The sequence below is a fragment of the Thermobaculum sp. T2p genome (assembly GCF_059335935.1).
Genome location: NZ_JANZYQ010000037.1, coordinates 33,240 through 58,513, shown reverse-complemented (window position 1 = coordinate 58,513; position 25,274 = coordinate 33,240). Strand labels below are relative to the sequence as shown.

25 protein-coding genes and 2 pseudogenes are annotated in these 25,274 nt (G+C 60.8%); 15 read left to right on the top strand and 12 right to left on the bottom strand.

What is annotated here, in order from left to right; translation table 11 throughout:
* Positions 1-24 precede the first annotated feature (24 nt).
* From N2245_RS14235 to N2245_RS14215, 5 genes are all read left to right on the top strand, one after another.
* Positions 25-1,071 carry an ABC transporter ATP-binding protein gene (locus N2245_RS14235; protein WP_494537363.1) on the top strand — a complete coding sequence of 349 codons (1,047 nt, stop codon included), beginning with the start codon at positions 25-27 and terminating at the stop codon, positions 1,069-1,071.
* 143 nt (positions 1,072-1,214) lie between these two features.
* Complete coding sequence (locus N2245_RS14230; RefSeq protein ID WP_494537362.1) at positions 1,215-3,089, top strand: ABC transporter substrate-binding protein; 1,875 nt, start codon at positions 1,215-1,217, stop codon at positions 3,087-3,089.
* A gap of 73 nt (positions 3,090-3,162) precedes the next feature.
* Entirely contained in the window at positions 3,163-4,140 is a 978-nt protein-coding gene (locus tag N2245_RS14225) for an ABC transporter permease (protein WP_494537361.1), read from the top strand.
* A 16-nt stretch (positions 4,141-4,156) separates the two neighbouring features.
* Positions 4,157-5,167, top strand: a complete 1,011-nt coding sequence (locus tag N2245_RS14220; RefSeq protein WP_494537360.1) for an ABC transporter permease — start codon at positions 4,157-4,159, stop codon at positions 5,165-5,167.
* Between the two features lie 31 nt (positions 5,168-5,198).
* On the top strand, positions 5,199-6,200 hold the full coding sequence (locus tag N2245_RS14215; protein WP_494537371.1) for an ABC transporter ATP-binding protein: 1,002 nt from the start codon (positions 5,199-5,201) through the stop codon (positions 6,198-6,200).
* A gap of 14 nt (positions 6,201-6,214) precedes the next feature.
* Here N2245_RS14215 and N2245_RS14210 read toward each other — a convergent pair whose 3' ends face one another.
* From N2245_RS14210 to N2245_RS14185, 6 genes are all read right to left on the bottom strand, one after another.
* A complete protein-coding gene (locus N2245_RS14210; RefSeq protein WP_494537359.1) occupies positions 6,215-6,583 on the bottom strand; it encodes an ArsR/SmtB family transcription factor in 369 nt (122 codons plus the stop codon).
* A gap of 326 nt (positions 6,584-6,909) precedes the next feature.
* The gene (locus tag N2245_RS14205; RefSeq protein ID WP_494537358.1) at positions 6,910-7,980 is read right to left on the bottom strand and encodes a permease; all 1,071 of its coding nucleotides are present in this window, start codon (positions 7,978-7,980) and stop codon (positions 6,910-6,912) included.
* Between the two features lie 70 nt (positions 7,981-8,050).
* Positions 8,051-8,740: a cytochrome c biogenesis CcdA family protein gene (locus N2245_RS14200; protein ID WP_494537357.1), complete on the bottom strand. Its 690-nt coding sequence runs from the start codon at positions 8,738-8,740 to the stop codon at positions 8,051-8,053.
* Complete coding sequence (locus N2245_RS14195) at positions 8,737-9,330, bottom strand: TlpA family protein disulfide reductase (RefSeq protein WP_494537356.1); 594 nt, start codon at positions 9,328-9,330, stop codon at positions 8,737-8,739. The genes N2245_RS14200 and N2245_RS14195 overlap by 4 nt, the downstream gene beginning before the upstream one ends.
* A complete protein-coding gene (locus N2245_RS14190; protein ID WP_494537355.1) occupies positions 9,314-9,625 on the bottom strand; it encodes a hypothetical protein in 312 nt (103 codons plus the stop codon). The genes N2245_RS14195 and N2245_RS14190 overlap by 17 nt, the downstream gene beginning before the upstream one ends.
* A 27-nt stretch (positions 9,626-9,652) precedes the next feature.
* The gene (locus N2245_RS14185; RefSeq protein ID WP_494537354.1) at positions 9,653-10,291 is read right to left on the bottom strand and encodes a hypothetical protein; all 639 of its coding nucleotides are present in this window, start codon (positions 10,289-10,291) and stop codon (positions 9,653-9,655) included.
* A gap of 240 nt (positions 10,292-10,531) precedes the next feature.
* Here N2245_RS14185 and N2245_RS14180 point away from each other — a divergent pair, with 240 nt between their 5' ends.
* From N2245_RS14180 to N2245_RS14160, 5 genes and pseudogenes are all read left to right on the top strand, one after another.
* On the top strand, positions 10,532-10,723 hold the full coding sequence (locus tag N2245_RS14180) for a hypothetical protein (RefSeq protein WP_494537353.1): 192 nt from the start codon (positions 10,532-10,534) through the stop codon (positions 10,721-10,723).
* 23 nt (positions 10,724-10,746) lie between these two features.
* On the top strand, positions 10,747-12,399 hold the full coding sequence (gene merA / locus N2245_RS14175; protein WP_494537370.1) for a mercury(II) reductase: 1,653 nt from the start codon (positions 10,747-10,749) through the stop codon (positions 12,397-12,399).
* Positions 12,400-12,662: 263 nt separating this feature from the next.
* Positions 12,663-12,713, top strand: a pseudogene (locus tag N2245_RS14170) (hypothetical protein); the annotation flags it as partial.
* Between the two features lie 1,263 nt (positions 12,714-13,976).
* Positions 13,977-14,663: pseudogene (locus tag N2245_RS14165) on the top strand (metallophosphoesterase family protein); the annotation flags it as partial.
* 111 nt (positions 14,664-14,774) lie between these two features.
* Complete coding sequence (locus N2245_RS14160; protein WP_494537372.1) at positions 14,775-15,914, top strand: hypothetical protein; 1,140 nt, start codon at positions 14,775-14,777, stop codon at positions 15,912-15,914.
* Positions 15,915-15,916: 2 nt separating this feature from the next.
* On the opposite strand, the gene N2245_RS14155 is transcribed toward N2245_RS14160, so the two are convergent.
* Together N2245_RS14155 and N2245_RS14150 are read right to left on the bottom strand one after the other, a co-directional pair.
* Positions 15,917-16,456 (bottom strand): YbhB/YbcL family Raf kinase inhibitor-like protein, encoded by a 540-nt coding sequence (locus tag N2245_RS14155; RefSeq protein ID WP_494537352.1) that lies wholly within the window; start codon positions 16,454-16,456, stop codon positions 15,917-15,919.
* A 34-nt stretch (positions 16,457-16,490) separates the two neighbouring features.
* Positions 16,491-16,907, bottom strand: a complete 417-nt coding sequence (locus N2245_RS14150; RefSeq protein ID WP_494537351.1) for a YccF domain-containing protein — start codon at positions 16,905-16,907, stop codon at positions 16,491-16,493.
* A 109-nt stretch (positions 16,908-17,016) separates the two neighbouring features.
* Between N2245_RS14150 and N2245_RS14145 the strand changes: the two genes are divergently transcribed.
* Together N2245_RS14145 and N2245_RS14140 are read left to right on the top strand one after the other, a co-directional pair.
* Entirely contained in the window at positions 17,017-18,930 is a 1,914-nt protein-coding gene (locus N2245_RS14145; RefSeq protein WP_494537350.1) for an N-acetylmuramoyl-L-alanine amidase, read from the top strand.
* Positions 18,931-19,539, top strand: a complete 609-nt coding sequence (locus N2245_RS14140; RefSeq protein WP_494537349.1) for a class I SAM-dependent methyltransferase — start codon at positions 18,931-18,933, stop codon at positions 19,537-19,539. It abuts the gene before it with no gap.
* 4 nt (positions 19,540-19,543) lie between these two features.
* Here the strand turns inward: N2245_RS14140 and N2245_RS14135 are convergent, their stop codons facing one another.
* Positions 19,544-20,206 (bottom strand): DnaJ domain-containing protein, encoded by a 663-nt coding sequence (locus tag N2245_RS14135; RefSeq protein WP_494537348.1) that lies wholly within the window; start codon positions 20,204-20,206, stop codon positions 19,544-19,546.
* 332 nt (positions 20,207-20,538) lie between these two features.
* On the opposite strand from N2245_RS14135, the gene N2245_RS14130 reads away from it, so the two are divergent.
* Positions 20,539-21,885, top strand: coding sequence for a dihydrolipoyl dehydrogenase family protein (locus tag N2245_RS14130; RefSeq protein WP_494537347.1), 1,347 nt, complete (start codon positions 20,539-20,541; stop codon positions 21,883-21,885).
* On the opposite strand, the gene N2245_RS14125 is transcribed toward N2245_RS14130, so the two are convergent.
* Entirely contained in the window at positions 21,844-22,095 is a 252-nt protein-coding gene (locus N2245_RS14125; protein WP_494537346.1) for a hypothetical protein, read from the bottom strand. The genes N2245_RS14130 and N2245_RS14125 overlap by 42 nt on opposite strands.
* 61 nt (positions 22,096-22,156) lie before the next feature.
* Between N2245_RS14125 and N2245_RS14120 the strand changes: the two genes are divergently transcribed.
* Positions 22,157-22,630, top strand: coding sequence for an NUDIX hydrolase (locus N2245_RS14120; RefSeq protein WP_494537345.1), 474 nt, complete (start codon positions 22,157-22,159; stop codon positions 22,628-22,630).
* A gap of 87 nt (positions 22,631-22,717) precedes the next feature.
* Entirely contained in the window at positions 22,718-23,173 is a 456-nt protein-coding gene (locus N2245_RS14115; protein WP_494537344.1) for a carbohydrate binding domain-containing protein, read from the top strand.
* A gap of 246 nt (positions 23,174-23,419) precedes the next feature.
* Here the strand turns inward: N2245_RS14115 and N2245_RS14110 are convergent, their stop codons facing one another.
* Positions 23,420-24,055 carry an SOS response-associated peptidase gene (locus N2245_RS14110; RefSeq protein ID WP_494537343.1) on the bottom strand — a complete coding sequence of 212 codons (636 nt, stop codon included), beginning with the start codon at positions 24,053-24,055 and terminating at the stop codon, positions 23,420-23,422.
* 97 nt (positions 24,056-24,152) lie between these two features.
* A complete protein-coding gene (locus N2245_RS14105) occupies positions 24,153-25,010 on the bottom strand; it encodes an NAD-dependent epimerase/dehydratase family protein (protein WP_494537342.1) in 858 nt (285 codons plus the stop codon).
* Between the last annotated feature and the right edge of the window lie 264 nt (positions 25,011-25,274).

The window sequence follows — 25,274 nt, the reverse complement described above, 5'->3', positions numbered from 1 at the left end:
GATAGCATTAGAGAGGAGTACTTGGTGGCAGGAGAGGGTAGTAACGGTTACGCTCCGATCTTACAGGTCAGACATCTCACCAAACACTTCCCTGTGGGCACGCTATTCTCCCGCAAGAGCGTGCACGCCCTGGAGGACGTCAGCTTCGACATAGGCAAGGGGAAGGTGGTGGCCTTAGTGGGTGAGTCGGGCAGCGGCAAGAGCACCACCGCCCGGCTGATCGCCAGGCTGCTACCGGCCACTAGTGGGGAGATAGTCTTCAAGGGGCAAGACGTGCTCAAGTCCGAGCCCCGCAAGGCATCTCTGAAGTACCGCAGCGAGGTGCAGATGGTGTTCCAGGATCCATTCGGTTCCCTTAACCCGGTGCACACCATCGGACATCACCTGGAGCGCCCGCTGCTCATCCACAAGAAGGTATCCGGCAGGGGCGAGCTGCGAGACAGGGTGCACGAACTGCTTGCATCTGTGGGCTTGAACCCTCCGGAGGACTTCGCAGCTAAGTACCCGCACCAGCTCTCCGGTGGGCAGAGGCAGAGGGTCGCCTTCGCGCGCGCCCTCGCGGTGGATCCCGAGCTGATGCTTGCCGACGAGCCCATATCGATGCTCGATGTCTCGATCCGCATAGGTATCCTCAACCTCATGGAGCGCCTGAAGGAGGAGCGGGGCATCAGCTATCTTTACATAACTCACGACATAGCCAGTGCCCGTTACATTGGTGACGAGGTCAACGTCATGTACGCGGGCAGGATGGTGGAGGGTGGTGACAGCGAGGCCGTGATCACGCGTCCCGCACATCCCTACACGCGCCTGCTGCTCTCGGCCGTGCCCGACCCCCATGCTGGTCTGAAGAAGAGGAGGCTGGAGGCCAGAGGCGAGGTGCCATCCCTGATTGACCCCCCGCCAGGGTGTCCGTTCGCGCCCCGGTGTCCGCATGTGATGGATATCTGCAGGCAAGTTATGCCCGGAGTGGAGGTGGTGGAAACCAACCATTGGGTTAGGTGTCATCTATATGGGCCGGGCAGAGATGCTCAGGTCGGCGACTCCAGCAATGTGAGCTCGCATGGCGTCTGATAGCTTGAGCCATGGGCGCTATGTATGTAAAGGAGGTGGTTCTATAGGGTTTTAAGTCTGGTCTTATCTACCTTGCTGGACTTGACCCTTACTTACTAAGCCAAATTCGTCGAAGCATGAGCTATTTGAAAGGAGTAGTAAAATTGGCAGAAGGTAACAAGCTTGATAGGAGGAAATTCCTGCGGATCTCCGCTGCGGCGGCCGGAAGTGCCGTATTGGTGGCATGTGGAGGTGGTGCGGGCAGCACCCCCACCACTACTACTGGAGGGGCCTCTCCTAGTCCATCCGCTGCTTCCCCCAGTCCTTCGACCGCATCGCCCAGTCCATCGGCGGCCTCTCCCAGCCCATCGGCAGCCTCGCCGTCTCCGGCGGCTTCTGCGACGCCGGCTGCGTCTCCAGCTGGTAGCCCCACACCTGCGGCTACCCAGCCTACTGGTGGGCAGACCTCGGGTGGGGGCAAGGCGCTAACCGTCTCCGCTCAACTGCAATCTACTTGGATACGCAACTTCAACCCGTTCTCGGCCAACAACCTCTGGCCAACCACCAACGGCATCTATGAGCCGATGATCATCTACAACACCGTCAAGCAGCAGGTGGTGCCCTGGCTGGCGACCAAGTGGGAGTGGAGTGATGATAACAAGACCCTGACTTTCACGGTCCGCGACGGTGTAAAGTGGTCGGATGGTCAGCCGTTCACGGCTAAGGATGTAGAGTTCACGTTCAACTACATGCGTCAGAATAAGGGGCTAGTGGGTGGTGGCTCTGGCGCCTGGGAATATCTGAGCTCGGTTAAGGCTCTAGATGAGAAGACGGTGCAGTTCAAGTTCAAGAAGCTCTACACTATAGGGTTCTACGATATCGGTGGGCAGGTGATAGTGCCGGAGCATATCTGGAAGGACGTGAAGGACCCTGCCAAGTTCACCAACCCCAACCCGGTGGCCACCGGCCCATTCACTCAAGTCAAGACCTTCCGTAATCAAGTGTACGAGCTGGGCAAGAACCCCAACTACTGGCAGCAAGGCAAGCCGTACATCGAGGTTTTGAGGATGCCGGCCTACCCAGGCAACGACCAGGCGAATCTAGCGACCATAAAGGGCGAGGTTGATTGGGCCGCGAACTTCATCCCTGATATCCAGCGCACTTTTGTCGCCAAAGATCCTCAGCACTTTGGGTATTGGTTCCCAGCGTTGGGTGCGGATGTGATGCTGTACCTAAACACCACCAAGAAGCCTTTCGATGATCCCAACGTCCGCAAGGCCATCAGCATGGCGATCAACAGGGATCAGATAGCTAAGGTGGCTGAGTATGGATACACCCACCCTGCTGATGCCACTGGCCTGAGCGATGCCTACAGCACCTGGAAGAGTCAGGAGGCCATACAGAAGGGGGACTGGGTCAAGTACGATCCCAACAAAGCCAACCAGATGCTTGATGCAGCTGGCCTTAGGCGCGGCGCTGGTGGCATCCGCACCTATCAGGGCAGACCGCTGGTCTACCAACTCAACGTGGTGGCTGGGTGGACCGACTGGGTCTCCGCCTGCCAGATCATGGCCCAAAACCTCAAGCAGGTGGGCTTCAACGTCTCGGTCAAGAGCTACGATTACAACGTCTGGTTCGATAAAGTCCAAAAGGGCGATTTCGATATGTCAATAGGTTGGAGCTCTGGAGGCCCAACTCCGTTCAACTTCTATCGTGGCCAGATGTCTAGGCTGAGTTACCAGCCTATAGGCACGGCTGCTGGCGAGAACTGGCATAGGTATAAGAACGAACAGGCCGATAAGCTGCTAGATCAATTTGCTGCTACTTCTGACATTAACGAACAGAAGAAGATCGCCGAGCAGCTCCAGCTGCTGTTCGTCGAGAATGCTCCATCTATCCCATTGTTCCCTGGCCCGATGTGGTACGAGTACAACACTCGGCGCTTCACGGACTTTCCTAACGAGAAGAATCCATATGCGGTAGGGTCTACTTGGATGCCTGAGGCTCTGATCGTTCTCACCACAGTTAAGCCTGAGTAGAAGTAATATATGGGTGGTGGCTAGCAATATATGCCACCACCCAGCTCTCTAGATAAGCGAAAGGAATAGAGCTATGAGGTTCTTAATCAGGAGGATAGGCTTCTACTTGATAGCTGCTTGGGCTTCCATCACCTTGAACTTCTTCCTGCCTCGCGCTATGCCTGGGGACCCAGCCTCGGTGATCTTCGCCTCCTTCAGGGGGCAGCTCAGGCCAGAGCAGCTACAGAGCCTGAAGGAAGCCTACGGCTTCGTAGAGGGGCCGCTTTGGAAGCAGTATTTCACCTACCTTGGCCAGATATTTTCCTTCAACTTCGGCATATCTATATCGTCCTTCCCCGCCAAGGTCACCACGGTGATCTCTACGGGCCTGGCCTGGACGCTGCTGCTGGGTGCGGTAACTTTGATTCTGGGCTTCCTGCTGGGCAACCTACTGGGTATACTGGCGGCCTGGAGGAGGGGAAGTTGGATCGATACGGTCTTGCCTCCCCTTACCATATTCGTGGGCTCTTTCCCTTACTTCTGGTTCGCTATGCTGCTTCTGTTCTTGTTGGGCTTCAAGATGAACATCTTCCCCATGGGACATGCCTACGCGGATAACCTCGCGCCCCAGCTCAGTTGGAGGTTCATCTGGAGCGTGATCTACCATATGATCCTGCCCGCGCTCACGATCATCATCGTGTCCATTGGTGGCTGGCTGCTGGGGATGCGTAATACCATGATATCCGTTCTGGGAGAGGACTACGTGACGATGGCAGAGGCCAAGGGCCTACCCCAGCGGCGTGTCATGTTCAACTACGCTGCCCGCAACGCCCTGCTGCCGAGCGTCACCTCGTTCGGCATGGCGTTGGGCTTCGTCGTCAGCGGCCAGATAGTCACCGAGATAGTATTCAGCTATCCAGGGGTGGGCTTTCAGCTTTACAGGGCCGTGCAGAACCTAGACTACCCACTGATGCAGGCGCTTTTCCTGATGATCACTCTGGCGGTGCTTCTGGCTAACCTGCTGGTGGACATACTGTACGTTAGGCTTGATCCTCGTGTGAGGGTCAGTTAGTTCTCTGGAGGTAGTGATGGCAACGATTGATCCACAAGACAAGGTAGACACCGTAGAGGTATCTCCCACAGGCCAGGCGATGGTGATCCCTAGCGCCGCTCCCGCCCCCAGGGCCGAGCGGTGGCGTTGGATGAAGATGATGCTTGCCAACCGCAAGGCCGTGGTGGGCTTCGTGATAATAGGGGCGTTCGTCCTCCTGGCCATACTCGCTCCAGTGATCGCGCCGGGTGATCCCAACGCCTTCGTGGGCCCCCCGAACCAACCGCCATCCAGGCAGTACATACTGGGCACGAACGGCCAGGGCGCCGACATGTTCGCGCAGCTGGTGTGGGGTGCGCGCACCTCGCTGGGTATAGCCTTCGCCGTAGGTATAGTTACGACTTTGATAGGCATAGCCATAGGCATGACCGCCGGCTACGTGGGCGGCAGGATGGACGACATCCTGTCGATGTTCATGAACATAGTGCTGATCATCCCAGGCCTGCCCTTGCTGGTGGTGCTGGCCACGTTTCTACCCCCTGGTCCCCTCACTATAGTATTGGTGCTCGCGGCCACAGGTTGGCCCTGGGGTGCCCGAGTGCTGCGCTCACAGACGCTGTCGCTAAGAGAGAAGGACTTCGTAGCGGCGGCGATAGTGAGCGGTGAGAGCACGCCCAGAATCATCTTCAGGGAGATCCTGCCCAACATGACCTCAATCGTTGTCGCTGGCTTCTTCGGCAGCGTTACCTACGCCATAGGCGCCGAGGCCGGGCTGGAGTTCCTGGGGCTGGGCAACGTGAGCACCGTGACCTGGGGCACCATCCTGTTCTGGGCGCAGAACAACGCGGGGCTGCTGACCGGCGCATGGTGGACGTTCGTGCCGGCTGGTCTGGCTATAGCCCTGGTGGCGTTCGCGTTCTCGCTGATCAACTACGCGGTAGACGAGATCACAAACCCAAGACTTCGAGCAGAAAGGGAAGGTTCGCATGTCCTCAGAAAGCACAAGATCCCGTTCAGCAGGGCAACCCCTGTCCTCCGAGCCAAGTAGAGATGCGCTGCTGCAGGTCGAGGACCTGCACGTGGAGTACGTCACCGGCGGGGGGCCGGTGAGGGCTGTGGAGGGCGTATCCTTTTCGATAGCCCCCGGCGAGGTGTTCGGCCTGGCGGGCGAGTCGGGCTGTGGTAAATCCACCGTAGCGCACGCTATCATGCGCATCCTGCGTCCACCGGCGATCATTACCGGCGGCCGCATCAGGTTTCAGGACAAGGACGTGCTCTCGATGAGCGACGAGGAGCTGGAGCGCTTTAGATGGTCCTCCGTCTCCATGGTGTTTCAGAGCGCCATGAACTCCCTCAACCCGGTGATGACGATCGGTGACCAGATCGTGGATGCCATTACCTCCCATTCGGACATGTCCGAGCGGCGGGCATGGGAGAGGGCAGCTGAGCTGCTGGAGATCGTGGGCATTGAGTCCTCTCGCCTGCGATCCTACCCACATCAGCTGTCGGGCGGCATGCGGCAGAGAGCCGTGATCGCCACCGCCCTGGCCCTCAATCCACCGCTGATGATTATGGATGAGCCCACGACCGCGCTCGACGTGGTGGTGCAGAAGGAGATCATGCAGCAGATCGAGGAGCTCAAGGACCGTCTTGGGTTCTCCATCCTGTTCATCACCCACGACCTATCGCTTCTGGTGGAGTTCTCAGACCGTATAGCCATAATGTATGCTGGACAGATAGTTGAGATGGCTCCCTCCAGGGAGCTGTTCGACAACCCGCTGCATCCCTACACCTACGGGCTAATGAACTCCTTCCCTTCGATCAGCGGCGAGAAGCGCAAGCTAACCGGCATACCTGGATCACCTCCAGACCTGCTGCATCCGCCTTCGGGGTGCCGTTTCCACCCCAGGTGTCCCTATGTACAGCCCAGCTTCAAGGAAGTGGTACCTCGCCTGCGAGAGATACGCCCGGGGCACTTTGTTGCCTGTCACTTGTACGATTCCGTGCAGCCGGGTAAGCAGGAGGTGTCCCTCAGGGCGGCTGTGGGCGGGGAGTTGAGGTTCGGAGAGCTTCCTAAATAGATTGAAGGGGTGCCCTAGTAGGAGGGCACCCCTTCTTCGTTAAGTTTGCCGCAGCTTGCAAGCGATTGAGCGAAGTGATCCACTCTATCGTTTGCAAGCTCCAGAAGCGTTCTAAGCTGCTCGTCAGCTATGCTGTAGTAGATGAAGCTCCCCTTGCGGCGGACAGATACCAACCCGCACCATCGCAAGCACGCCAAGTGGTTGGATACCCTGCTCTGTGACATCCCCAGCCTGCTCACGATCTCGGAGACGTTCTTCTCTCCCTCCAGCAGTAGCTCCAGGATGCCCATGCGCACGGGATCGCCCAGCACGCGGAAGAACCTGGCCTTGAGCTCCGTGTCGCTGTAGGGCTCCTGTGCCCCCTGAGTGATGGCCTCGCTCAAAAGACGATCCTCCTGTGTGGTATATCTACCCCTATTATATAGGTAAGGCGAGCGTTACACCTAGCAGCTAGCGAGCCTCGTGGCCCCGGCGGATGGTGGCACTGGTGCTGAGGAGCGGTGCTCATACCAGACGATAACCAGCTAACGCGAGGAGTGGCACCCAAAAGCTCTACTTCGCCTGGGGCTGCGTGGCGTCCACGGAGTGGTGGGGAACAAAGCAGTGGCTCATGAAGGGGAGCTCCCGGGCTCGCAGCGCTGGCTGCGCTTGGCCAGCGCTGATATTGTTTAGGCTGGCGGGCCTGTGCGAGGGATCCAATCCTAAGAGCTTAGGTTGCCATGACCACAGAGGCTATCGCCGCTGCGAGCACCCCGCACACGCACGTGAGCGTGGCCAACAGCAGCAGTACCCTCCTGGGGAAGCTCGTCCAGACCATGGCGATCGATGGCAAGCTGATAGGTGCCAGCGTCATCAGCAGCGCGGCGGCGGGAGCTGGCCCAAGCCCCGCAGCGAGTATCGCCTGGACGATCGGTACCTCGCCGGCAGTGGGGATCACGAACAGCGTACCCACCAGCGCCAAGAGGACCACCCCATCCCAGGACAGGGATAAGCCGCCGTCCAGCTGCGGGAAGATGTAGCCTCTCAGAGCTCCCAAGGCAAGCACTATAACCGCGTACTCCGGTACGAGCTTGAGGGTTATCCCGGCGAAGTTGCGTAGCCAGCGCACCAAGGGATTGGATGCCGAGCTAGTTTCCGGCAGGGATGTATACAGGGCTTCCATCGATACCTCCTGCGACCCGGCTATCCTGTTAGCTAGGGCGGCAGCCACTAGCACCAGGCACACACCAAGTACCGAGCGCAGCAGCGCCCAGCGCCAACCAAGCACAAAGAGCGTGAACACGATCACTGCGGGGTTGAGCGTGGGGTTACCCAGAAAGAAGGCGACTGCGCTGCCCGTGGAAGCTCCACGCCTCCTGATGCCCCTGACCACCGGGGCCACACAGCAGGTACACATCATGCACGGCAGGGCCATGACCGCTCCCAGGAAGGATGAGCGCATGCTGCTGCTGCCGAGCACCTTCGCCAGCCAGTCTCTGGGGATGAACGTCTCGATGGTGGCCGCCATCAGCAGCCCTAAAAGCATCGCCTGCCACACGGCCTTGAAATATGTCAGGGCGTATTCCAGACCACTGGAGAGCGAGGGTGCAGGAGCCTGGCCGGATCTATCGTATACTATTGGGTTGCCCAGCGTGTGGGTCGATAGCGCCTTGAGTGCCTTATGGAAGTAGGGATCCCACTTGACGAAGTACAGGCCAACCAGCGCCAGGCCCAACAGCAGAGCTATGCCGACCAAACCCTCGCGCCGGTAGCTCCGCGTAGAGGTCAGCTCGGAACTCACCTTCACCTCCTACAACACAAGCAACTTATGATAGGTAACTATGTAATTATCTAATAGTATAATCTGACCCTTACCGCAGGGCAAGTAAGCTTAGCTGGTAGTAGATCAGGTACAGGCCGGCTAGCAGAACGATAGCTGCACTCGCTCTCTGCACGTACGGGAGTACGCCTCTTAGCCTTCCCACTGCAATGGTCCCCGCGATGGCGGTCGCCATCGCCACTCCAGTCACCACAACGCCCATGCCCAGTGCGTAGCTCACGAACGCCAGCAGTCCTGCGAGCGCTCCCCCGGCAGCCACCGAGGCCCCAATCGCGACCAGGAAGATGGGGATGGTGCAGGAGAGGGAGGCGAGCGCGTAACCTATCCCCAAAGCGAAAAACGACACAACCCCACCACCTTTGTGCACCCGTACGCCCGGAACCCACCTCAGATGCAGCTGATGTCCAGTCAGGAGGTAGGCACCCAGCAGCACCAGTACCGTCCCCACCAAGAGCGAGACGTACGGCATGTAGCTCATGATAGCTCTACTTCCCAGAGTCAGGAGCGCCCCGAACAAGAGGAACACGCTGACGAACCCGAAGGTTATCATCAGGCCGAACAGCAGCCCCGTGGCTAGCCTACCCGCACCAGGGTGCTCGGTGGGGGAGGCGACCTCGTGCAGCACGTAGGACAGCAGCGCTGGCAGCACGGCGAAGCCGCAGGGGTTGAACGCCGCCACCAACCCTGCCGAGAAGGCCAGCGCGATGGGAGCCGAGCTCATCTCAATGCCTCCCGCACCGCCGCCTCGAGCTCCCCTTGGGAGGTACCACCCTCGAACCTAGCAATCACCCTCCCCTGCCTGTCTATGATCACCTTGGTGTCGGCGACCTGCACGCCGTAGGCCGTGGTCACTTTATAGTCACGGTCGACCGCCCAGCCGTAGTTCCCGCCTTTGGTCTGCCGCTTGAAGCTCAGAAGATCCTGCCTGCTGTCGTCGCTCTCGACGTCCAGCACCAGCACCTCTAGCCCCTGGCCGTGGTACTTGTCGTACAGCTGGTTCAGCTTGGCTATCTCGGGGATGCAGGAGTAGCACCAGGGAGCGGTGAACATGAGCACGACTGCCTTGCCTCTGTTGGCTGAGAGCGTGAAGATGCTCCCAGACAGCGTGGTCACGCTGAAGTCCGGAGCCCGCTGCTGCGCCGAGCTCCCTGCCTGCCCCGGGCCCAGCCGCGGCCAGCTCTCTCGACCCAGCAGGAGGGCGCCCACCAAGAAGGCCGCGAGCATGACCACCCCAACCAGCAGGAGTACTCCCCCGCCACCCGCCCGGGACGAGGAATTAGATGAGCTAATCTTCTTATCTGCGGACGACATTCTCAGCCTCCTTTCCACTTTGGCCCTCCGAACGGAGGTGATCAATCCCGCAGCAGTCTGCGTTGACATTGCGCTCTCGACTGCCAGAGCCCAGCAGCTTGATGCCCGCAGCGATGGCGAGCACGAAGTATATCAGCATGCCGATCCCGAGGATCAGAGGGTTGCTCGTCAACAGGGAACCCAGAGCCGTGCCGCCGAGCAGCCCCACCATGATGGGCAGGGTCAGTGGTAGGTGGCACGGGCAGGCGATCACCCCAGTGCCCAGAAGCAACACCCCGATGATTCTACGTAACATAAGCGATACCTCCCTAAGTAATTCCCGCTAGCTGGTCGGTGGCAGAGGGCAACCGCAGCCAACAGGCAAAGGCTTACCCTGTCTGTCCACTAGCAGCAGCCTGATCTTGACGCCCTCTCCCAGATGGGACTTGATCTGGCGCACGACGAAGTCGAGCGGTGGCCCTAGGTCCGGGTGCCTGGGACTCAGGCGTAGGTAGATGGACACGCCAGCAGGGGAGCTACCTGCCCTAGCTGACGCCACACCCCTGGTCCCCTCCAGCAGCCTTACCAGGCGAGAGCGGAATCTGGCTTCCCGCAGAGCCTGGCTGCTGATGCGCACTTCTTGCAGGCGGAGCCACACCAACACATCCACCGTGCGCGAGCGCACTCGCGGCTTGGTCGCCCGCGATGGCGTCTTGTCGGGCCCGTTTGTCCTTGGATGCGCCCTGTTACCGGCGTTTGCCCTCCTCCAAGTGCTACGCTCCTTGAGGACCCAGCTCTTCTCGAGCGTGGGAGTTATCGCTGGAGTGGTCCCAAGGGTGGGCCCTGGATCTGGAGTGGCTTGCGCGGCCGGCGTCGTCCCCTCGCCAAGTGCCTGGTTCGTCGTATAGCCGCAGCCGGCCATAAGTGCTCCCAGGAGTGTCCAGGCCAGCAAGCCAAGATCTACCTTGATGTATCTGCCCATAGTCTCGCACCCGTAGTTTGCAATAATTCATGTAACCATGATATCATGTCTTGCTGATATAATTTACAACCTGCGGGCCTAGATGCCAAGCGCTAGGATGCGGCAGGCCCTGTGCTATATCAAGTATGGATGATATACCAGCCGCTTGCAGGAGGTGTAAGGATCCCAATGGAGCCACAAGCTATCTGGAGGACGCTGCTAGAGATCGATGACATGACCTGAGAGCGCTGCGGCGAGAGGGTGCGGTCGGCACTCATGGGGCTCGGGAGCGTAGTGCGGGCGGATGTGAATTGGCAGACCGGCATGGCGGAGGTGTACCACGCGGCGGAGCTGGCGCCAGAGACATTGGTACGAGCGATCGAGGAGGCAGCTAGGGGCACGGTGCACCACTACACCGCCAGGGTGGTGAGCTCCAGGCAACAAGAGCATTAACCAATTATAAGGAGAGAGCCATGATGACAACGGATAGGGCTAGGCACTACAGGATGAGGGTACAGGGCATGACCTGCAGCCACTGTGCCGAGGTGGTCATGGGCGCGCTGGAGAGGGCGGGAGCCCAGGAAGTGAGTGTGGATTACCTTAAGGGCGAAGCCAGCTTCTACTTCGAAGGTGCCCTGAGTGCCCTGCGGCAGGCGGTGATCGAGGCCGGCTACGTGCCCGACGGCGTGGTCGACGTGACCCAGGAGGAGCGCCGTGGGGTGATGCACGATGGTCACGACTACGACCTCGTGGTCGTGGGCTCGGGAGGTGCGGCGTTTGCCGCTGCCATAAGGGCTACCGAGCTGGGTGCACGGGTGCTCATGATAGAGAGAGGCACCATAGGTGGTACCTGTGTCAACGTGGGTTGCATCCCCAGTAAGTTCCTCCTGCGTTCCGCGGAGGTGTATCACGAGGCGGGCCACCAACCCTACGATGGCATCGAGACCCACGCTTCCTCGGTCGATCTGGGCGAGCTCGTGCGACAGAAGGGGGAGCTCATCAAGCAGCTCCGGCAGGAGAAGTACCTGGACCTGATAGGTGAGTATGGCTGGGAGCTGGAGCTAGGGGAGGCGCGCTTCGTTGACGGGAGCACCCTCGAGGTGAACGATCGCAGGGTGAGGGGCAGGCACTACCTGTTGGCGACCGGTGCCCACCCTAGCGTGCCTCCGATACCGGGGCTGGAGGAGGCAGGATACCTCACGAGCACCACAGCGATGGAGCTGGACCACGTCCCGAGTTCGCTGCTTATCATAGGGGCGGGGTACGTGGCGCTCGAGCTGGGGATGGTGTTCCGCCGACTGGGGAGCCAGGTGACCATCATGCAGCGGGGAAACAGGCTACTAAGAGAGTACGATGCCGAGGTCTCGGATGTAGTGATGGAGGTGCTCCGGCGGGAGGGGATAGCCGTGCTGACCGGGTCGAGGGTCGAGCGTGTCCTGCGCGACGGCGGTTCCAAGCTCCTGGAGGTGCGCACCGGAGATGGCATCGTCACCTTGAGGGGGGAGGAGATCCTCGTGGCCACCGGCAGGAGTCCCAACGTGGAGGCCCTGGATCTTCCCGTGGCAGGCGTGCAGCTCGACCATACCGGCGCGATAGCCGTGGACGAAGCCCAGAGGACCACCAACCCCAGGGTGTGGGCTGCTGGCGACGTCACCCGGACGCCACAGTTCGTGTACGTGGCGGCCTACGAGGGGGGGCTGGCGGCGGAGAACGCGCTTACAAATAGCAGGACCTACAGGGACCTGAGCGCCCTCCCCAGCGTGATCTTCACCCAGCCCCAGATAGCCTCCGTCGGGATGACCGAGGCAGAGGCCAGGGCCAAGGGCCTCGAGGTCAAGACGTCTATCCTGCCGCTGGACGCCGTGCCCAGGGCCCGGGTGAACGAGGACGACCTGGGGCTCTTCAAGCTCGTGGTCGAGTCCTCCTCCGACAGACTGCTCGGCGTCCAGGTGGTGGCAGAGAACGCGGGCGACGTGATCTACGCTGCTGTGCTGGCGACTAGATTCGGGCTGAGGGTCTCCGACCTACTCGACACCTTCGCTCCCTATCTCACTATGGCGGAGGGGCTCAAGCTCGCCGCGCAGTCCTTCAGCCGCGACGTGAAGAAGCTGTCCTGCTGCGCAGCCTAGCGTCGGACGTAAGGCCCGCCCAGGGCTAGTCAATGACAGCCAGATATGTACGAGGAGAGATGTCCGATGGACTACAGGGAGATAGAGTTGCCTGAAGAGCTGGTGGAGTGCCTCGCGCAGTCCCTCGATCTACCGGAGGATGTCGGCCACGGATCCTGGGGGATCTGGTGGAACCCCTCTCTAAGGAGATGTAAGGATACGCCCGGAGGACCTCCCCGCCGAGGCAGACCCGTCACGGGTTTGATACGTGCGGGAAACACCTCTATGCGCACTGCTTCATGGATGCTCTGATGGTGCCGCCCGTGCTGGGGTAAGATTCGGTCATTGTGCGCCGTTACTGTCCTCCCGCCAGGTAACGGCGCACATAACTAGGCAGCCTATGGGGTCTTCGAGAGTGCGTTGTTGTCATTCGGTACGGCGCTTTCCAGTAAGGGCCCGGTGCAGGCACTAACGCCTTTTCCTCCCGCCGGGACTACGAGAGGTGGGCCCGCGATACCTCCTAGGCCGTCACCATAGCCCTGCCGCCGGAGGCGGCTTTCGCCCTCGCTCACGACCTGGCCGCTACCAGGTGTGAGCAGATACAGGTTGCTAGCTGCGTTACGGCCGCATTGCTGGCGGAATCTGGGGCGTGGATCTACTTCCCTCGACATACCCAGGTGGTAGAAGGTAAACGTAATCTTCCTTTATCGGACTACCTTGACTGGACTGGTCGTCGACCTCGCTGGAAGTATGCTGGCGCTGTAACTATATAGATGCGGATAAGTTCGTGCTGATCTATACCTCCCTCGCACGTGTTGGCGGGATGCGCAACAGCTGCTGGTGATGCCGCATGGCAACGTGGTCCACGTCTTACGCAGCCTCTTCCTGCAGGAAGGCCGCCGAAAAGGAGTGTAGTAGGGAGCAGAGGTTCAGCCCGAGGAGGGTCAATGTTTTTAGAGCACTGCGCATCCTGCTATCTATTCTGCTTGATGCTACCTGCCGCTAGTCTTCGCTGCCGTTTCCTGGGCGGAGACCGAAGCTGGTGTGATGGTAATGCACAACAAGGATTACGGCAACATCCTTACCGATTCCAGCGGGAAGCCGCTGTACATTCTCCTCCAAGGACAAGCCTAACCAGAGCACCTGCTACGACGGCAGATGTGTGCAGACCTGGCGATCACCAGGTGATAGTCAGTGGTATGTCCCCATACTCTTTGCAGGCGACAAGAAGCCTGGAGACACCCAAGGCGATGGGGTCAACAAGGCCGGTGATGGTGACTCTTGTCGTCCTTGGACCAGCCGATCAATGAGGCGGTCGCTGGCAAGAATACCTCCAAGCACTTATCGACAAAGGGTGTTGTCGGGAAGTCTTCCAGGGGCGCGGTCCCTTGGTACCTGCTGGTACTGTTGGTGTTGATGAGAGTGTCCTCGGGCGCAGGGAGCTTCTTCGAACGTGGTAGCGCCATCTGCGTGGGCAGGGAGACCCCATACCCCCGATCCTGCTTGTCGGTAGTACTATCTGGCTATTAGCATTGCTCCCAGCTACATACTACACTTTGGGAGTATACGTCTAAGCAGAATGTACTGCTCTGTATATAATGATGTCTATAGGAGAGTGTGCATTGAGGAAGGGATGTATCCGGGTCTTCGTCCTCCTCTACCTATTGGTCATCTTGGTAGGCTATTTTCCACTACGGACTGCTCGTGCGGCCACCGATCCGGTGATTGCGGCTGCGGGGGATATCGCCTGTAACGGGGATCAGCGGGCTTCCCAGCCCTGCAAGGACTTGGAGACTTCGGATCTGCTGCTGCCCACTGCCATTAACCCTGATGCTGTGCTGGCGCTTGGGGATCTGCAGTACGAGCAGGGTCTCTACGAGGACTTCCTGAGCTACTTCGATCGGTCGTGGGGTCGTGTCAAAACTAAGCTGCGTCCCGTGCCGGGCAACCACGAGTACGGCAACCCCACATGCGGTAACAGCCCGGCCTGCGGCTACTTTGATTACTTCAATGGCCGTAGCAACTTCAGTGGCATGGCTGGGGACAGGGACAAGGGCTACTACGCCTTCACGCTCGGGTCCTGGCGCATCTACGCGGTCAACAGTAACTGTGCGAGGGTGTCCTGTGCGGAGGGCTCGCCCCAAGAGCGTTGGCTGCGTCGGGACCTCGCGGAGCACCAAGGCATGTGTCAGCTCATGTTCATGCACCACCCGTACGTGGCGTCCACCGCAATCTCGCCCATTAACGGCAGGACGGAGACCTTCGCCACGCCGGCAGTCAAGCCTCTCTGGCAGGCCTTCTATGACGCGGGCGGGGACATCGTGCTCGCGGGTCACTCGCACCTGTACGAGCGGTTCGCCCCGCTCAACCCCGATCTCCAAGAGGACCCCATCGGTATGAGGGAGTTTGTGGTCGGGACCGGAGGTAAGAACCTATGGGGGCTGGGTACAGTAGCCGCCGGCAGCCAGGTGCAGAACGATGAGGCCTTCGGCGTGCTCAAGCTCACGCTGCGTTCCGAGGGCTACGACTACGAGTTTGTCCCGATATCCGGGCAGGGCTGGAACGATGCCGGCACGGGTCAGTGCCATCCGGACGAGGTGGCACCGGACACAAAAGTGACTGCTGATCAGTCCGGCCTGGTGAAGAGCACCTCGGCCACCTTCGAGTTCTCATCTACTGAGCCCGACTCCATCTTCCAGTGCAGCTTGGATGGGGCCCCCTTTGCTGCCTGCGCGTCCCCCAGGACGTACACGGGTCTTGCCCAGGGTCCCCACACCTTCCGGGTGAGGGCTATCGACGCTGCGGGCAACATCGATCCCACCCCAGCGCGTGCAAGCTGGCGGGTGGATACCACGAGCCCCAGGGTGACCCCTCCCATCCACGAGTTGGTAGCAGGCTCGGCGCTAGGCACGACGAGCGTGCCAGTGAGGATCACCTGGTCAGGGAGGGATGCCACCAGTGGGGTGGCCAGGTACCAGGTGCAGCAGAGGCGGTACGTGGATGGAGCCTGGCAGCCCTGGAGCTGGGTGACGAGCGGCACCACATCGACCTCACTGTACAGGCAGCTTGCGCCGGGCAGGTACCAGTTCCGGGTGAGGGCCGTGGACAGGGTGGGCAACTGGAGCGCCTGGCAGGCAGCGGCAGCCTTCAGTGTGAGGTCCTATCAAGAGGCGAGCCGGGCGATCACCTACGTGGGCTCCTGGGACCGGCGGGAGGTGCCCAGCGCCTACGGCAGGTACATTGCGTACGCCAGCAGGCGGGGGTATTCTGCCACATTCAGCTTCAGAGGTAGCCAGGTGGCGTGGGTGGCTCCCAGGGCCAGCAACCGAGGTTACGCTTACGTGTACCTGGATGGTGTGAAGGTGGCGACTATAAACCTCTACTCCAGCTCCTACCTGGCGCGGCGTCTGGTGTTCGTGCGCACAGGGCTGGCCCCCCGCGTGCAGCATACGCTCAGGGTGTACGTAACCGGCATTAGGCCCGCGGGCTCGACTGGTACCCGGGTGGACGTGGACGCTTTCCTCGTAGTCGGGTAGGGCTAGCGTGCTCGCCCGTAAGTGCCGACGAGCTCTCCCCAGCCCAGGACGTGGCCCCTCATGGCTTCCAGTAGCTGTGGGCGTCTGGCGTCGGGTCCGATGTCCAGCCGGGCGTCCAGCGCGTAGAGGCGGAACCTGTACCTGTGCGTGCCCCTAGGGGGGCAAGGTCCTTGATAGCCGGTGCGCCTTAGGTCGTTACGTCCCTGCACGGCGCCGTTCGGAAGCCGCGGGTCCCTCGGCACCCCCTCGGGCAACTCCTTGGTATCCGGTGGTAGGTTGAACAGCACCCAATGCCCCCAGGTGCCCAGAGGGGCGTCTGGATCGTCCACCAGGAGAGCCAGGCTGATAGTGCCCTCGGGGACTCCCTCCCACCATAGAGGAGGAGAGACATCCTCTCCGTCGCAAGTGTAGCGACGGGGGATCTCCTCGCCGTCGCCGAAGATGCTCCGCAGCTGGATGCGCGCCCCGTCCTGCAGCTCGGGGTCGTCCTCCCGTTCCGAGCGTCTAGTCAGCAGCGATGTCAGGCGTCTTAGCATCTCCATGTGACCGTCTCCAGCATACTCTCTGCCAGAGCTGCTAATACCTGAAGAGGGTGGTCACAGCACCCACCCGGTTGTACATCCAGAAGGCCAACGGGAGACCTACCACGGACAGCACCAGCAGGTAAGCCACTGACAGCCACAGCCCGGAGAACCACCAACCTACCAGCAGGAAGTAGATGGCCCGTGCCAGGAACGGGAGCTGCTGGCTGCTGGTGGCCCTGACGATCGTCCCGGCCTGCACCACGAGGTGCTCGTCGGGCATCCGCAGCGTCACGAAGGTGGGTAGCCTATTTATTAGGTAGATGCCGAGCGGCAGGCCGATGATCGACACTACCAGCAGCCAAGCCAGGCCCGATACTGCCCCGCCCAGCCACCATCCCAGGAACAGGAAGTACACTACGCGGACGATGATGTTCGGGCTCTGCCTCACCCTGACTTCTCTGTTCGCCATATCCACTCCTCTCGTGTTCCGGTGGATTGTACCATACCTATGGGGTATTGACCTGCAGTCGTGGGTGGTGCTACCATCAGGCCGTCGATCTGCAACGGAGGGTATCAAGATGCTGCGTCGATGTGATCCTTTTCCGACCTTGCTGCTGGTAGTATGCCTGCTGGGAGCGTTGTTGCCACGTCCGGTGATGGCGAGCGCCGATCATTACAGGTTACAGAGAGACTTCTCCCGGGCAGCCAGGGAGTTTCATGTGCCGCTCCCGGTGTTGCTCGCGGTGGCCTATAACAAGTCGCTCTGGGAGCACCATGACGGGCAGCCTAGCGCTGACGGGTCCTACGGCGTGATGGCGCTCTCGGAGGTCGATCGGGTGCCGGTCGTCGACGGCCGAGGGCAGGGTGGTCGGCCGGAGCGACGATGGGTCTCGGTCAAGTCCGTGCCTCGCTACCATACGTTGGAGGCAGCTGCCAGGTTGCTGGGAGTATCTCCCGAGGTGCTCAAGCGCGACCCCGCGCAGAACATCCGGGGAGGGGCAGCGCTCCTGGCGAGCTATGAGCGACAGCTCATTGGGGGTACCCCGAGCGATCCAGCTAAGTGGTACGGGGCCGTTGCCAAGTTCAGCGGCTCGGATGTGCTGCAGGCTGCCAAGGCTTTCGCCGACGACGTGTACGCCACGATCAACAGCGGCGCAGCCCGAGTGCTTGCGGATGGGCAGGTGGTGCGCCTGCAAGCCCAGCACGTGGTGCCCGACAAGAGCACTGCCAAGGGACTGCACCTGCGCAGCCTCAGGGAGCGCGAGGCTGAGTGCCCGCCTGGGTTGGCCTGCGACTATGTGCCCGCGCTGTACGCTCAGTTCTCGAGCGATCCCGGGGACTACGGTAATTACGACCTAGCGAACAGGCCCGCTGACGGTCTCAAGATCCAGTACATCATCATCCACGATACTGAAGGGTCCTATGCCAGCGCGCTATCGACCTTCACCTCGCAGAGCTACGTGAGCGCCCACTACCTCATCAGGTCTTCCGATGGTTTGGTGACGCAGCTTGTGCCCACCAAGGACATTGCCTGGCAGGCGGGCAACTGGTACGTCAACATCCACTCCATCGGCATCGAGCACGAGGGCTTTGCGGTGGAGGGTGCTACTTGGTACACCGAGCAGATGTACAGGTCCTCCGCCAGGCTGGTGAAGTATTTGGCTGCGAGGTTCCACATCCCTCTGGACCGGGCGCACATCCTGGGGCACGACGATGTGCCTGGGCCGGGGCCGGCCTACCAGGGAGGTATGCACTGGGATCCGGGCCCGTATTGGGACTGGGCGCACTACATGGCCCTGCTCGGAGTAGCTCCCAGGTCTCAGCGGGCGCACGGGACGACCGCTGGAAGGATCGTCATGATCGCGCCCAACTTCCACACCAACAAGCCCACCGTGACGTACACCGACTCGGAGGGCGACGCGTACACGCTGCCCAACCAGCCAGCGAACTTCGTGTACCTGCACACCGCGCCGAGCTTCGATGCCCCACTGATCAGCGATCCCGCGCTGCACCCCGACGGCTCGGCGGGCACGACGCTCGCCTACGATTGGGGTGACAAGGCGGTTACCGGTCAGCGCTTCTACCTGGCTGAGCAGAGGGGTGACTGGAGCGCGATCTTCTATGGTGGGGTGAAGGCTTGGTTCTACAACCCAGGTGGCAGGGCCAACACGGTGCAGAGCGGTGGGCTGTTGGTGACGCCCAGGCCGGGCGCGGCGGCCGTGCAGGTGTATGGGGCGGCCTACCCCTCGCCCGAGGACTACGCCTCCGCGGGCGTGCCCATCATCCACACGCTCCAGCCCCTGCAGTACGCCATACCCGCCGGGCAGTACTACGTGGCTTGGGGACCCGTTAGGGCCCAGGACTACTACGCCGTGACCTTCAACGCTCCGGAGGACTACAGGGTGGTAGATGGTAACGAGCTGTTCTACGTGATATCCTTCAACCACAGGATCGCCTTCGTGCGAGCCAGCGACGTAGTGGTGGTCTCTTAGGTGGGTGAGGATACCCTTGGCAAGCTGAGGGGTATCTATGATGCGATCGCTCCCCTGTACGACCTGTTGTTGTTTCCCCTCGATGCGCTGCTAAGGGGAGCACGCGCTCGGATCTGTTCTAGGGCGGAGGGGAAGGTGCTGGAGGTGGCGATCGGTACAGGCCTTAACCTGCCGTACTACCCGAGCGAGGTGCAGCTGGTGGGTGTGGACCTCAGCCCCGGCATGCTCGCGAGGGCACATCGCCGGGCGAGGCAAGCGGGGCGCAGGGTCAAGCTGCTTGTGGGGGATGCCCAGCACCTGGGTCTACCGGATAGCGCCTTTGACACGGTGGTCATCACCTTGGGGCTGTGCACCATCCCGGATCCTGCTGCAGCCCTGCGGGAGGCCAGGAGGGTGCTGCGTCCCGGCGGCCGGCTGCTCCTGCTGGAGCACGTGCGGAGCCCCGTGCCCCTGGTGAGGTCCCTCCAGCGGGCGTTGGAGCCCGTAGCCAGGCTGTGGGGCGACCACTTGCTGCGGGATCCCCTGGACCATCTAGAGGGGTTCTCTGTAGAGCACCTGGAGCGCAGGGCGCTCGGTCTGTTGGAGCTGGTCGAGGCGCGTCGGACTTGAGCTCTTACTCGTTGTACTCCCACCACAGCAGGGCGGCGGAGACCACGGGCACCCCCCACAACACCAGCTCGATAGCCGGTGGTGTGGGGCCGAAAGCTGTTCCCAAGGTCGCCACCAACTTGAAGATGAAGAAGGCTGTGCCGGCGATGAGCGCGTCGCGCACCTGCTTTGGCCTGCGCTCTATGAGCGCCAAGACGGCTTGCGTGCCCCCCACCCAGAGCAGCAGTCCAAGCATGAGCTCGATCGCCACCAACGCCCACAGCACGTAACGGTGCAGGTGTAAATCCTTGGGTGGTTTGGGATCGGTCGTGGCGTGCGCCGCCCCGGCATACCCCCTGCTACCTGGTGGGCTCGAGCCACCGGCGTCCCAGGGAGCATACTGGCCATACCAGCGGGGGTTGGCTCCAGGGGAGTAGCCGCCGTAGAAGTAGCTACCGGCAGCCTGCTGGCTATAGGCGTACTCCCTATCCAGGTCATAGCTCTCCCTCTGGCAAGGATCGCTCAGCACATGGTAAGCCTCGTTGATCTCCTTGAACTTCTCGTTGGCGTAGGGATCGTAGGGGTTCAGGTCGGGATGATACTGCTTGGCGAGCCTGCGATAGGCTCGCCTGATCTCCTCGTAGCTCGCGTTAGAGGGCACGCCCAGTATGCGGTAGTAGTCCTTCATCCTCTCAGGCCATCAATGATATTATACAATGCGTATATAGTTGCGTCAATAGGTGCCTACCTGCTCACCTTGATGGCCTCGAACACGCAGTGCAGGGGCACGTCCGCTATCCAGACCTGAAGGAACTCCTGCAGGAACGCCCAGGTGGGCTCGGGCTTTCTTGAAGCCATGACATTTACGTCCGCCCAGTGAGCCTTCGGAAGTGCAATGACACCTTGGAGACACGTAGTTGCCTGTACATCTCGATCTTGCGCCAGGCGGTCCTCTAGCAGATATCGGCTGAGGCACGCTTCCTGCAACACGTGGGGTGCACGGACTTGCGGAGGTGGTAGATGGAGGATTTCGACGTGGTGGTGCTGGGAGCAGGCACCGCCGGGGAGACGTTGGCCCTGGAGCTGGCGAGCGAGGGGGTGAGCGTGGCAGTGGTGGCCGACGGCTTGGTGGGAGGAGAGTGCCCTTTCCTGGCCTGCATGCCCAGCAAGGTGATGCTGCACTTGGCCCACAGGCACCGGCTGTGCGGTGGCCCGGACATCGAGTCCTTCCAGGAGGCGATCGCCTGGAGGGACGAAGTCGTGGAGCATCGCGACGACTCTGCCCACGCCGAAGAGCTGGCGAGAGCCGGAGCGCGCCTCTTTCGGGGTCGTGGGAGGGTCTCCAGCCTGGGCGTGGTCGAGGTGGAAGGTCTAGAGATCGGCTGGCGTGATCTCGTGGTGTGCACGGGCTCGCATCCCAGGGTGCCTCGCATAAGGGGGTTGGAGGACGTGCCCTACTGGACGAGCGATCAGGCGCTGAGCTTGTCCGAGCTGCCCGGGTCGCTGGCGATACTGGGTGGGGGAGCGGTGGCCTGTGAGCTCGCGCAGGTGTACGCAGCGTTTGGCACCGCGGTCACGGTGGTGCAGCGCTCACCGCGGCTGTTGAGCAGGGAATCTCCTTGGGTGGGGGAGCTCATGGCCGAAGTGCTCAGCTCCCAAGGGGTGAGGGTGCAGACCGGCAGAAGCGTCTTGGGGGCTAGGGGAACCTCATCTGGCGTGGCTCTCGACCTCGAGGGGGGAGGCGAGGTGCTTGCCGACAGGCTGCTCGTGGCCGTTGGTCGGGATCCCAACACCCAGGACTTGGGGCTGGAGCAGCTGGGCATAGCCACGACAGTCCCCCTAAGGGTGGACGCCCGCTGCCGAGTAAAGGGTCAGGCACATGTGTGGGCCGCCGGGGATGTGACCGGCGTGGCCAGTTACACTCACACCGCGAACTACCAAGCTAGGGTGGTCGAGGCCAACCTCCTGGGCCGAAGCGTCGTGGCCGACTACCGGTCTGTGCCGCGAACCGTGTACACCTGGCCGCCCGTGGCAGCGGTGGGGCTGACCAGGGAGCGGGCGGAGGAGGTGGGGATCGAAGTGGTGTCGGCGCGCGTGGAGCTGTCGGAGGTTGCACGGGCATCGGTAGAGGGGGAAAGGATCGGCAGGCTGGAGCTGGTGGCCGACGTTGCTCGCGGGGTGCTGGTGGGCGCCTCTGGGGTGGGCCCGAAGGTGGATGAGTGGATAGGCGAGGCCGCGCTGGCGATCCGTGCCGAGGTGCCCGTGGAGGTCCTGGCCGACGTGGTGCGTCCTTTCCCGACCTACAGCGAGTCCTACACCGAGGCGTTACGGGGAATCCTGCGCAAGCTGCGAGCTGGCGTAGGCTAGCTGTCTCAGAGCCCGTCGAAATCCCACAGCAGCCGCCTGCACTCCCCAGCCGGCCTCTATCGGTCTCCGCCTGGCTTGGTCCAGCAGCAGGTAAGCGCGTCGGCTGATGGAACACCCACGCCCAAGCGCCTCGGACAGCTCCTGGTACTGGGCCTGCAACTCCCCCAAGCTCTCGATGTAGCCCTTGGATCGACACACTAGTTTATGCACGGTTTCTGTTATCCTGGCTTTACAACCCCTGGATTAACGTCGAGTTGGAGATGATGAGGGCATGATCAGCTTCGAGGTAGGTGGCTTCATTTTTAATTACAGAGTAGCTGCTGTGTGTAGGAGGGCCCGGCACGTCCTGCTGGTGCAGCAAGAGGGGATGGATTTCTGGTTTCTGCCGGGCGGTAGGTGTGAGGCAGGCGAGTCCTCTAGGGATGCTTTGCGCAGGGAGCTCAGAGAAGAGCTGTCGGTGGACGTCAGGGTTGAGGGACTGTTGTGGGTGGTGGAGAACTTCTTCGAGCTCGGCGACCGCAGCTTCCATGAGTTGTCGCTGTACTACGAGTGCTTCTTACCCGACAACTTCCATCGCGTGGACCTGGATACCTGCTATCCTTGGACAGAGGTCAACGGTACCTCGTTCGTCTTTAAGTGGTTTCCCATATGGGAGTTATCTGAGGTAAATTTACTACCAGCGTTCCTCAAGCAGGGACTGCAGCGTTCTCCCGAGCACGTACAGCACCTAATCTGCAGGGGATAGCCAGGCACCTCTTGTATTTAAAGCAATAATATGTATGATTTAATGCGTGAATAAACATATTAATGCTTTATATTTCAGGAGGCGGCGATGGGCAGGAAGGGTATCCCCGCGATGTTAGCACTGGTGCTCCTGTTGGTTCTATGGCCTATGAACCACAGTGGCCGCGCACAGGAGACAGGCCTCGACAATCCGGGGTTCGAGGCAGGTCCCTGGGAGGCCAACCATCCTGAGAGGGTGGCCACTGATACCACCCAGGTACATGGTGGGCAGAGGTCGGTGCGGGTGCTGCCTCTCCCCGGCGACGACGTCTTTATGCTGAGCAACCTAGTGCCGATAGATGCGGAGCTCTCCTACGTCTTCAGCGTGTGGATCAGGACCGACTCCCTCCCCAGCGATGCCGTGAGCGTGAGGGTCTTGGAGGTGGATCCGAACAACGTGGCCATAGGATGGCACGTGCTCTCGAGCGGGGACAATCGCCTGGTGACGACCGGCGGTACGCACGATTGGCAGCGGTTCGACGTGGAATTATCGGGGTTCAACTGAGGAGCGCTGGCGATTTAGGAAGAGCAGCTGAGCGCGTGCTGTTGGGGCTGCTGGGGAGCGGGAGCGATAGTGGACTGTGGTGAGGATGCATGATCACCATATGCGCACCTTATACCCTCGCTTGATGTCTAGGTAGGAACGCCCCTAGCTTGGATCGGATGCTGGAGCCCATCCCGCACGCTAGCAGGGCCATGGCAGTAAGGCAACTGATCCAAGCTCGCATGCATCTCATGGGCTACTTCCCTCCTAGCGTGCGGGGTAAGTGATGTCTGGAGTATCGTTGTGAGGGCTGTTGACGCGCCTGGATACGGGGTAATACTCCAGCCAGCTGTCTGGTATAGGTTGAAGTACCTTCTCAAGGCGGGAGGGATCGACCTCGTCGGCGGAGATCCACAGCTCTTCGTCCTCTGGTCGCAGGATGGCCGGCATGCGATCGTGCACCTTCGCAGCGACCTTGTTGGGCTCGGTCGTCACTATGACGAACCTGCTCTCGCCATCCTGCTCGAGGCGTACGCCCGCCAAACCAAAGATACTCTCGTCCCGTAGGCGAAACAAGTAGGGGTGCTTGCTCTCGTCCCACTCGAAGTAGTAGCTGCAGGGCACGATCACCCGGTCGTGCAAGGCAGCTTCATGGAAGGTCTTGCTTGCGAATAGGGTCTCTGCCTTGGCGTTGATGATCTGCCTGGAGGGGCTTTTCTCCTGCATCCACCCCGGGGAATAGCCCCAACGCATTAGCGTTAGCCCCTCTTGCATAGTGACCACCGGTACTTCCTGACTGGGAGCGATGTTGTACCTGGGCCGCCAGGGAATCTCCATCTGAGTGACCCGAAACCTACTGGCGATCTGCTCGGTATCCGCTTCTAGACCAAATCTCCCACACATGTACTAGCTCCTATCGCCAACCTGCATCTTATCACTTGACTCTAACATACTGGTGGTCGGCTGGCTAGCTCGAGATCTTACCCCTTATGGGATGCAACTACTTGGGGGATAAGGACTCCAAGAACCCTCTTCTCCAAGTAGGATATCTGGGCTGCCAGCCCAGCTCCCTGGCCTTCTGGTTGGTTGCCCCTCGCTGCCAACCTTCCCTGCCGGGCCTATAGATGGGTATCGGGGCATCGACCATTGTGGCGAACAGCTGCAGCCAGATCCGCTCGGCTGCTGGCTCGTCGTCCACTATGTTCACAGGTCCTGCTGGCCACCCCAGGGCGTCCACCGCTGCTTGAGCGGCGTCTACAACGTGTACGAAGGATGTGATAGCATCTGAGGCCACCAATTCACCTCTACGCAACCTCTCGGCAATGAGCCCGTCCCGTGAGTACCAAGTGCCGGGTCCGTAGAGTACGCCGTAGCGCAGCACTACGCCCGTGGGTATCTCGGCCACAGCTTGCTCAAGGGCTTGTATCCCTGCTACCGTGAGACCGCGGGGTCCAGTTGCCTCCAGGTGCAGGGGATCGCTCTCTTTGGCGGGTCCGCTTCCCGGAGCATAGGCGAAGGCTATGCTCTGCACTATCATGCGCTCTACCCCGACTTCAAGCGATGCGTCCACAAGGTTGCGCGTGCCCTCAATCCGCAGCCTGGAGTTGGCCTCAAGGTCATAGGTGCTGAGGTCGGTCAGCTGGTGGATTACCACTTCTGGTCGCTTGCCCCTGAGCAGCTCAAATACCTTGGCGCGGTCAAGGTAGTCCACTAGGGCAGGATCGCCACCGGCAGCAGCGATCAGCTTTAGGCGAGCAGGGCTACGGGTGGTGCCCACTACCTCGTGCCTGGCCGCAACTAGTAAAGGTAACAGCAGCCTACCTATCGCGCCAGTGGCACCAGCCAGCAGTATCTTCATAGAGCCCCCAGTCTAGTGTGTCTCGACTCCAGTATAGAACACCTCCTGCATGGGGGCCAACAGCTAGGATGAGCTGCTTGAGGCGGTCCGCCTGCTGTGAGCTCCTGGCGCTCTAGGTTATCCCATGCTACAAGCATGTGATAACCAGGATCTGTTCCTCGACCGGTGCCAAATCTTGGGCTTAGCAGGGATCTCCCTGCGAGGCATTTGGAATAGCTACGGATGAGGGCACTGAGTGAGCGATCCCGCCGGGCGAAGGATCTA

Bases quoted from the DNA above. Each gene is read 5' to 3' on its own strand.
- N2245_RS14225 (WP_494537361.1), top strand. From the start codon at position 3,163: ATGAGGTTCTTAATCAGGAGGATAGGCTTCTACTTGATAGCTGCTTGG.
- N2245_RS14220 (WP_494537360.1), top strand. From the start codon at position 4,157: ATGGCAACGATTGATCCACAAGACAAGGTAGACACCGTAGAGGTATCT.
- N2245_RS14200 (WP_494537357.1), bottom strand. From the start codon at position 8,740: ATGAGCTCGGCTCCCATCGCGCTGGCCTTCTCGGCAGGGTTGGTGGCG.
- N2245_RS14195 (WP_494537356.1), bottom strand. From the start codon at position 9,330: ATGTCGTCCGCAGATAAGAAGATTAGCTCATCTAATTCCTCGTCCCGG.
- N2245_RS14190 (WP_494537355.1), bottom strand. From the start codon at position 9,625: ATGTTACGTAGAATCATCGGGGTGTTGCTTCTGGGCACTGGGGTGATC.
- N2245_RS14185 (WP_494537354.1), bottom strand. From the start codon at position 10,291: ATGGGCAGATACATCAAGGTAGATCTTGGCTTGCTGGCCTGGACACTC.
- merA (WP_494537370.1), top strand. From the start codon at position 10,747: ATGACAACGGATAGGGCTAGGCACTACAGGATGAGGGTACAGGGCATG.
- N2245_RS14160 (WP_494537372.1), top strand. From the start codon at position 14,775: ATGAGGGAGTTTGTGGTCGGGACCGGAGGTAAGAACCTATGGGGGCTG.
- N2245_RS14155 (WP_494537352.1), bottom strand. From the start codon at position 16,456: ATGGAGATGCTAAGACGCCTGACATCGCTGCTGACTAGACGCTCGGAA.
- N2245_RS14150 (WP_494537351.1), bottom strand. From the start codon at position 16,907: ATGGCGAACAGAGAAGTCAGGGTGAGGCAGAGCCCGAACATCATCGTC.
- N2245_RS14145 (WP_494537350.1), top strand. From the start codon at position 17,017: ATGCTGCGTCGATGTGATCCTTTTCCGACCTTGCTGCTGGTAGTATGC.
- N2245_RS14135 (WP_494537348.1), bottom strand. From the start codon at position 20,206: ATGAAGGACTACTACCGCATACTGGGCGTGCCCTCTAACGCGAGCTAC.
- N2245_RS14130 (WP_494537347.1), top strand. From the start codon at position 20,539: ATGGAGGATTTCGACGTGGTGGTGCTGGGAGCAGGCACCGCCGGGGAG.
- N2245_RS14120 (WP_494537345.1), top strand. From the start codon at position 22,157: ATGATCAGCTTCGAGGTAGGTGGCTTCATTTTTAATTACAGAGTAGCT.
- N2245_RS14115 (WP_494537344.1), top strand. From the start codon at position 22,718: ATGGGCAGGAAGGGTATCCCCGCGATGTTAGCACTGGTGCTCCTGTTG.
- N2245_RS14110 (WP_494537343.1), bottom strand. From the start codon at position 24,055: ATGTGTGGGAGATTTGGTCTAGAAGCGGATACCGAGCAGATCGCCAGT.
- N2245_RS14105 (WP_494537342.1), bottom strand. From the start codon at position 25,010: ATGAAGATACTGCTGGCTGGTGCCACTGGCGCGATAGGTAGGCTGCTG.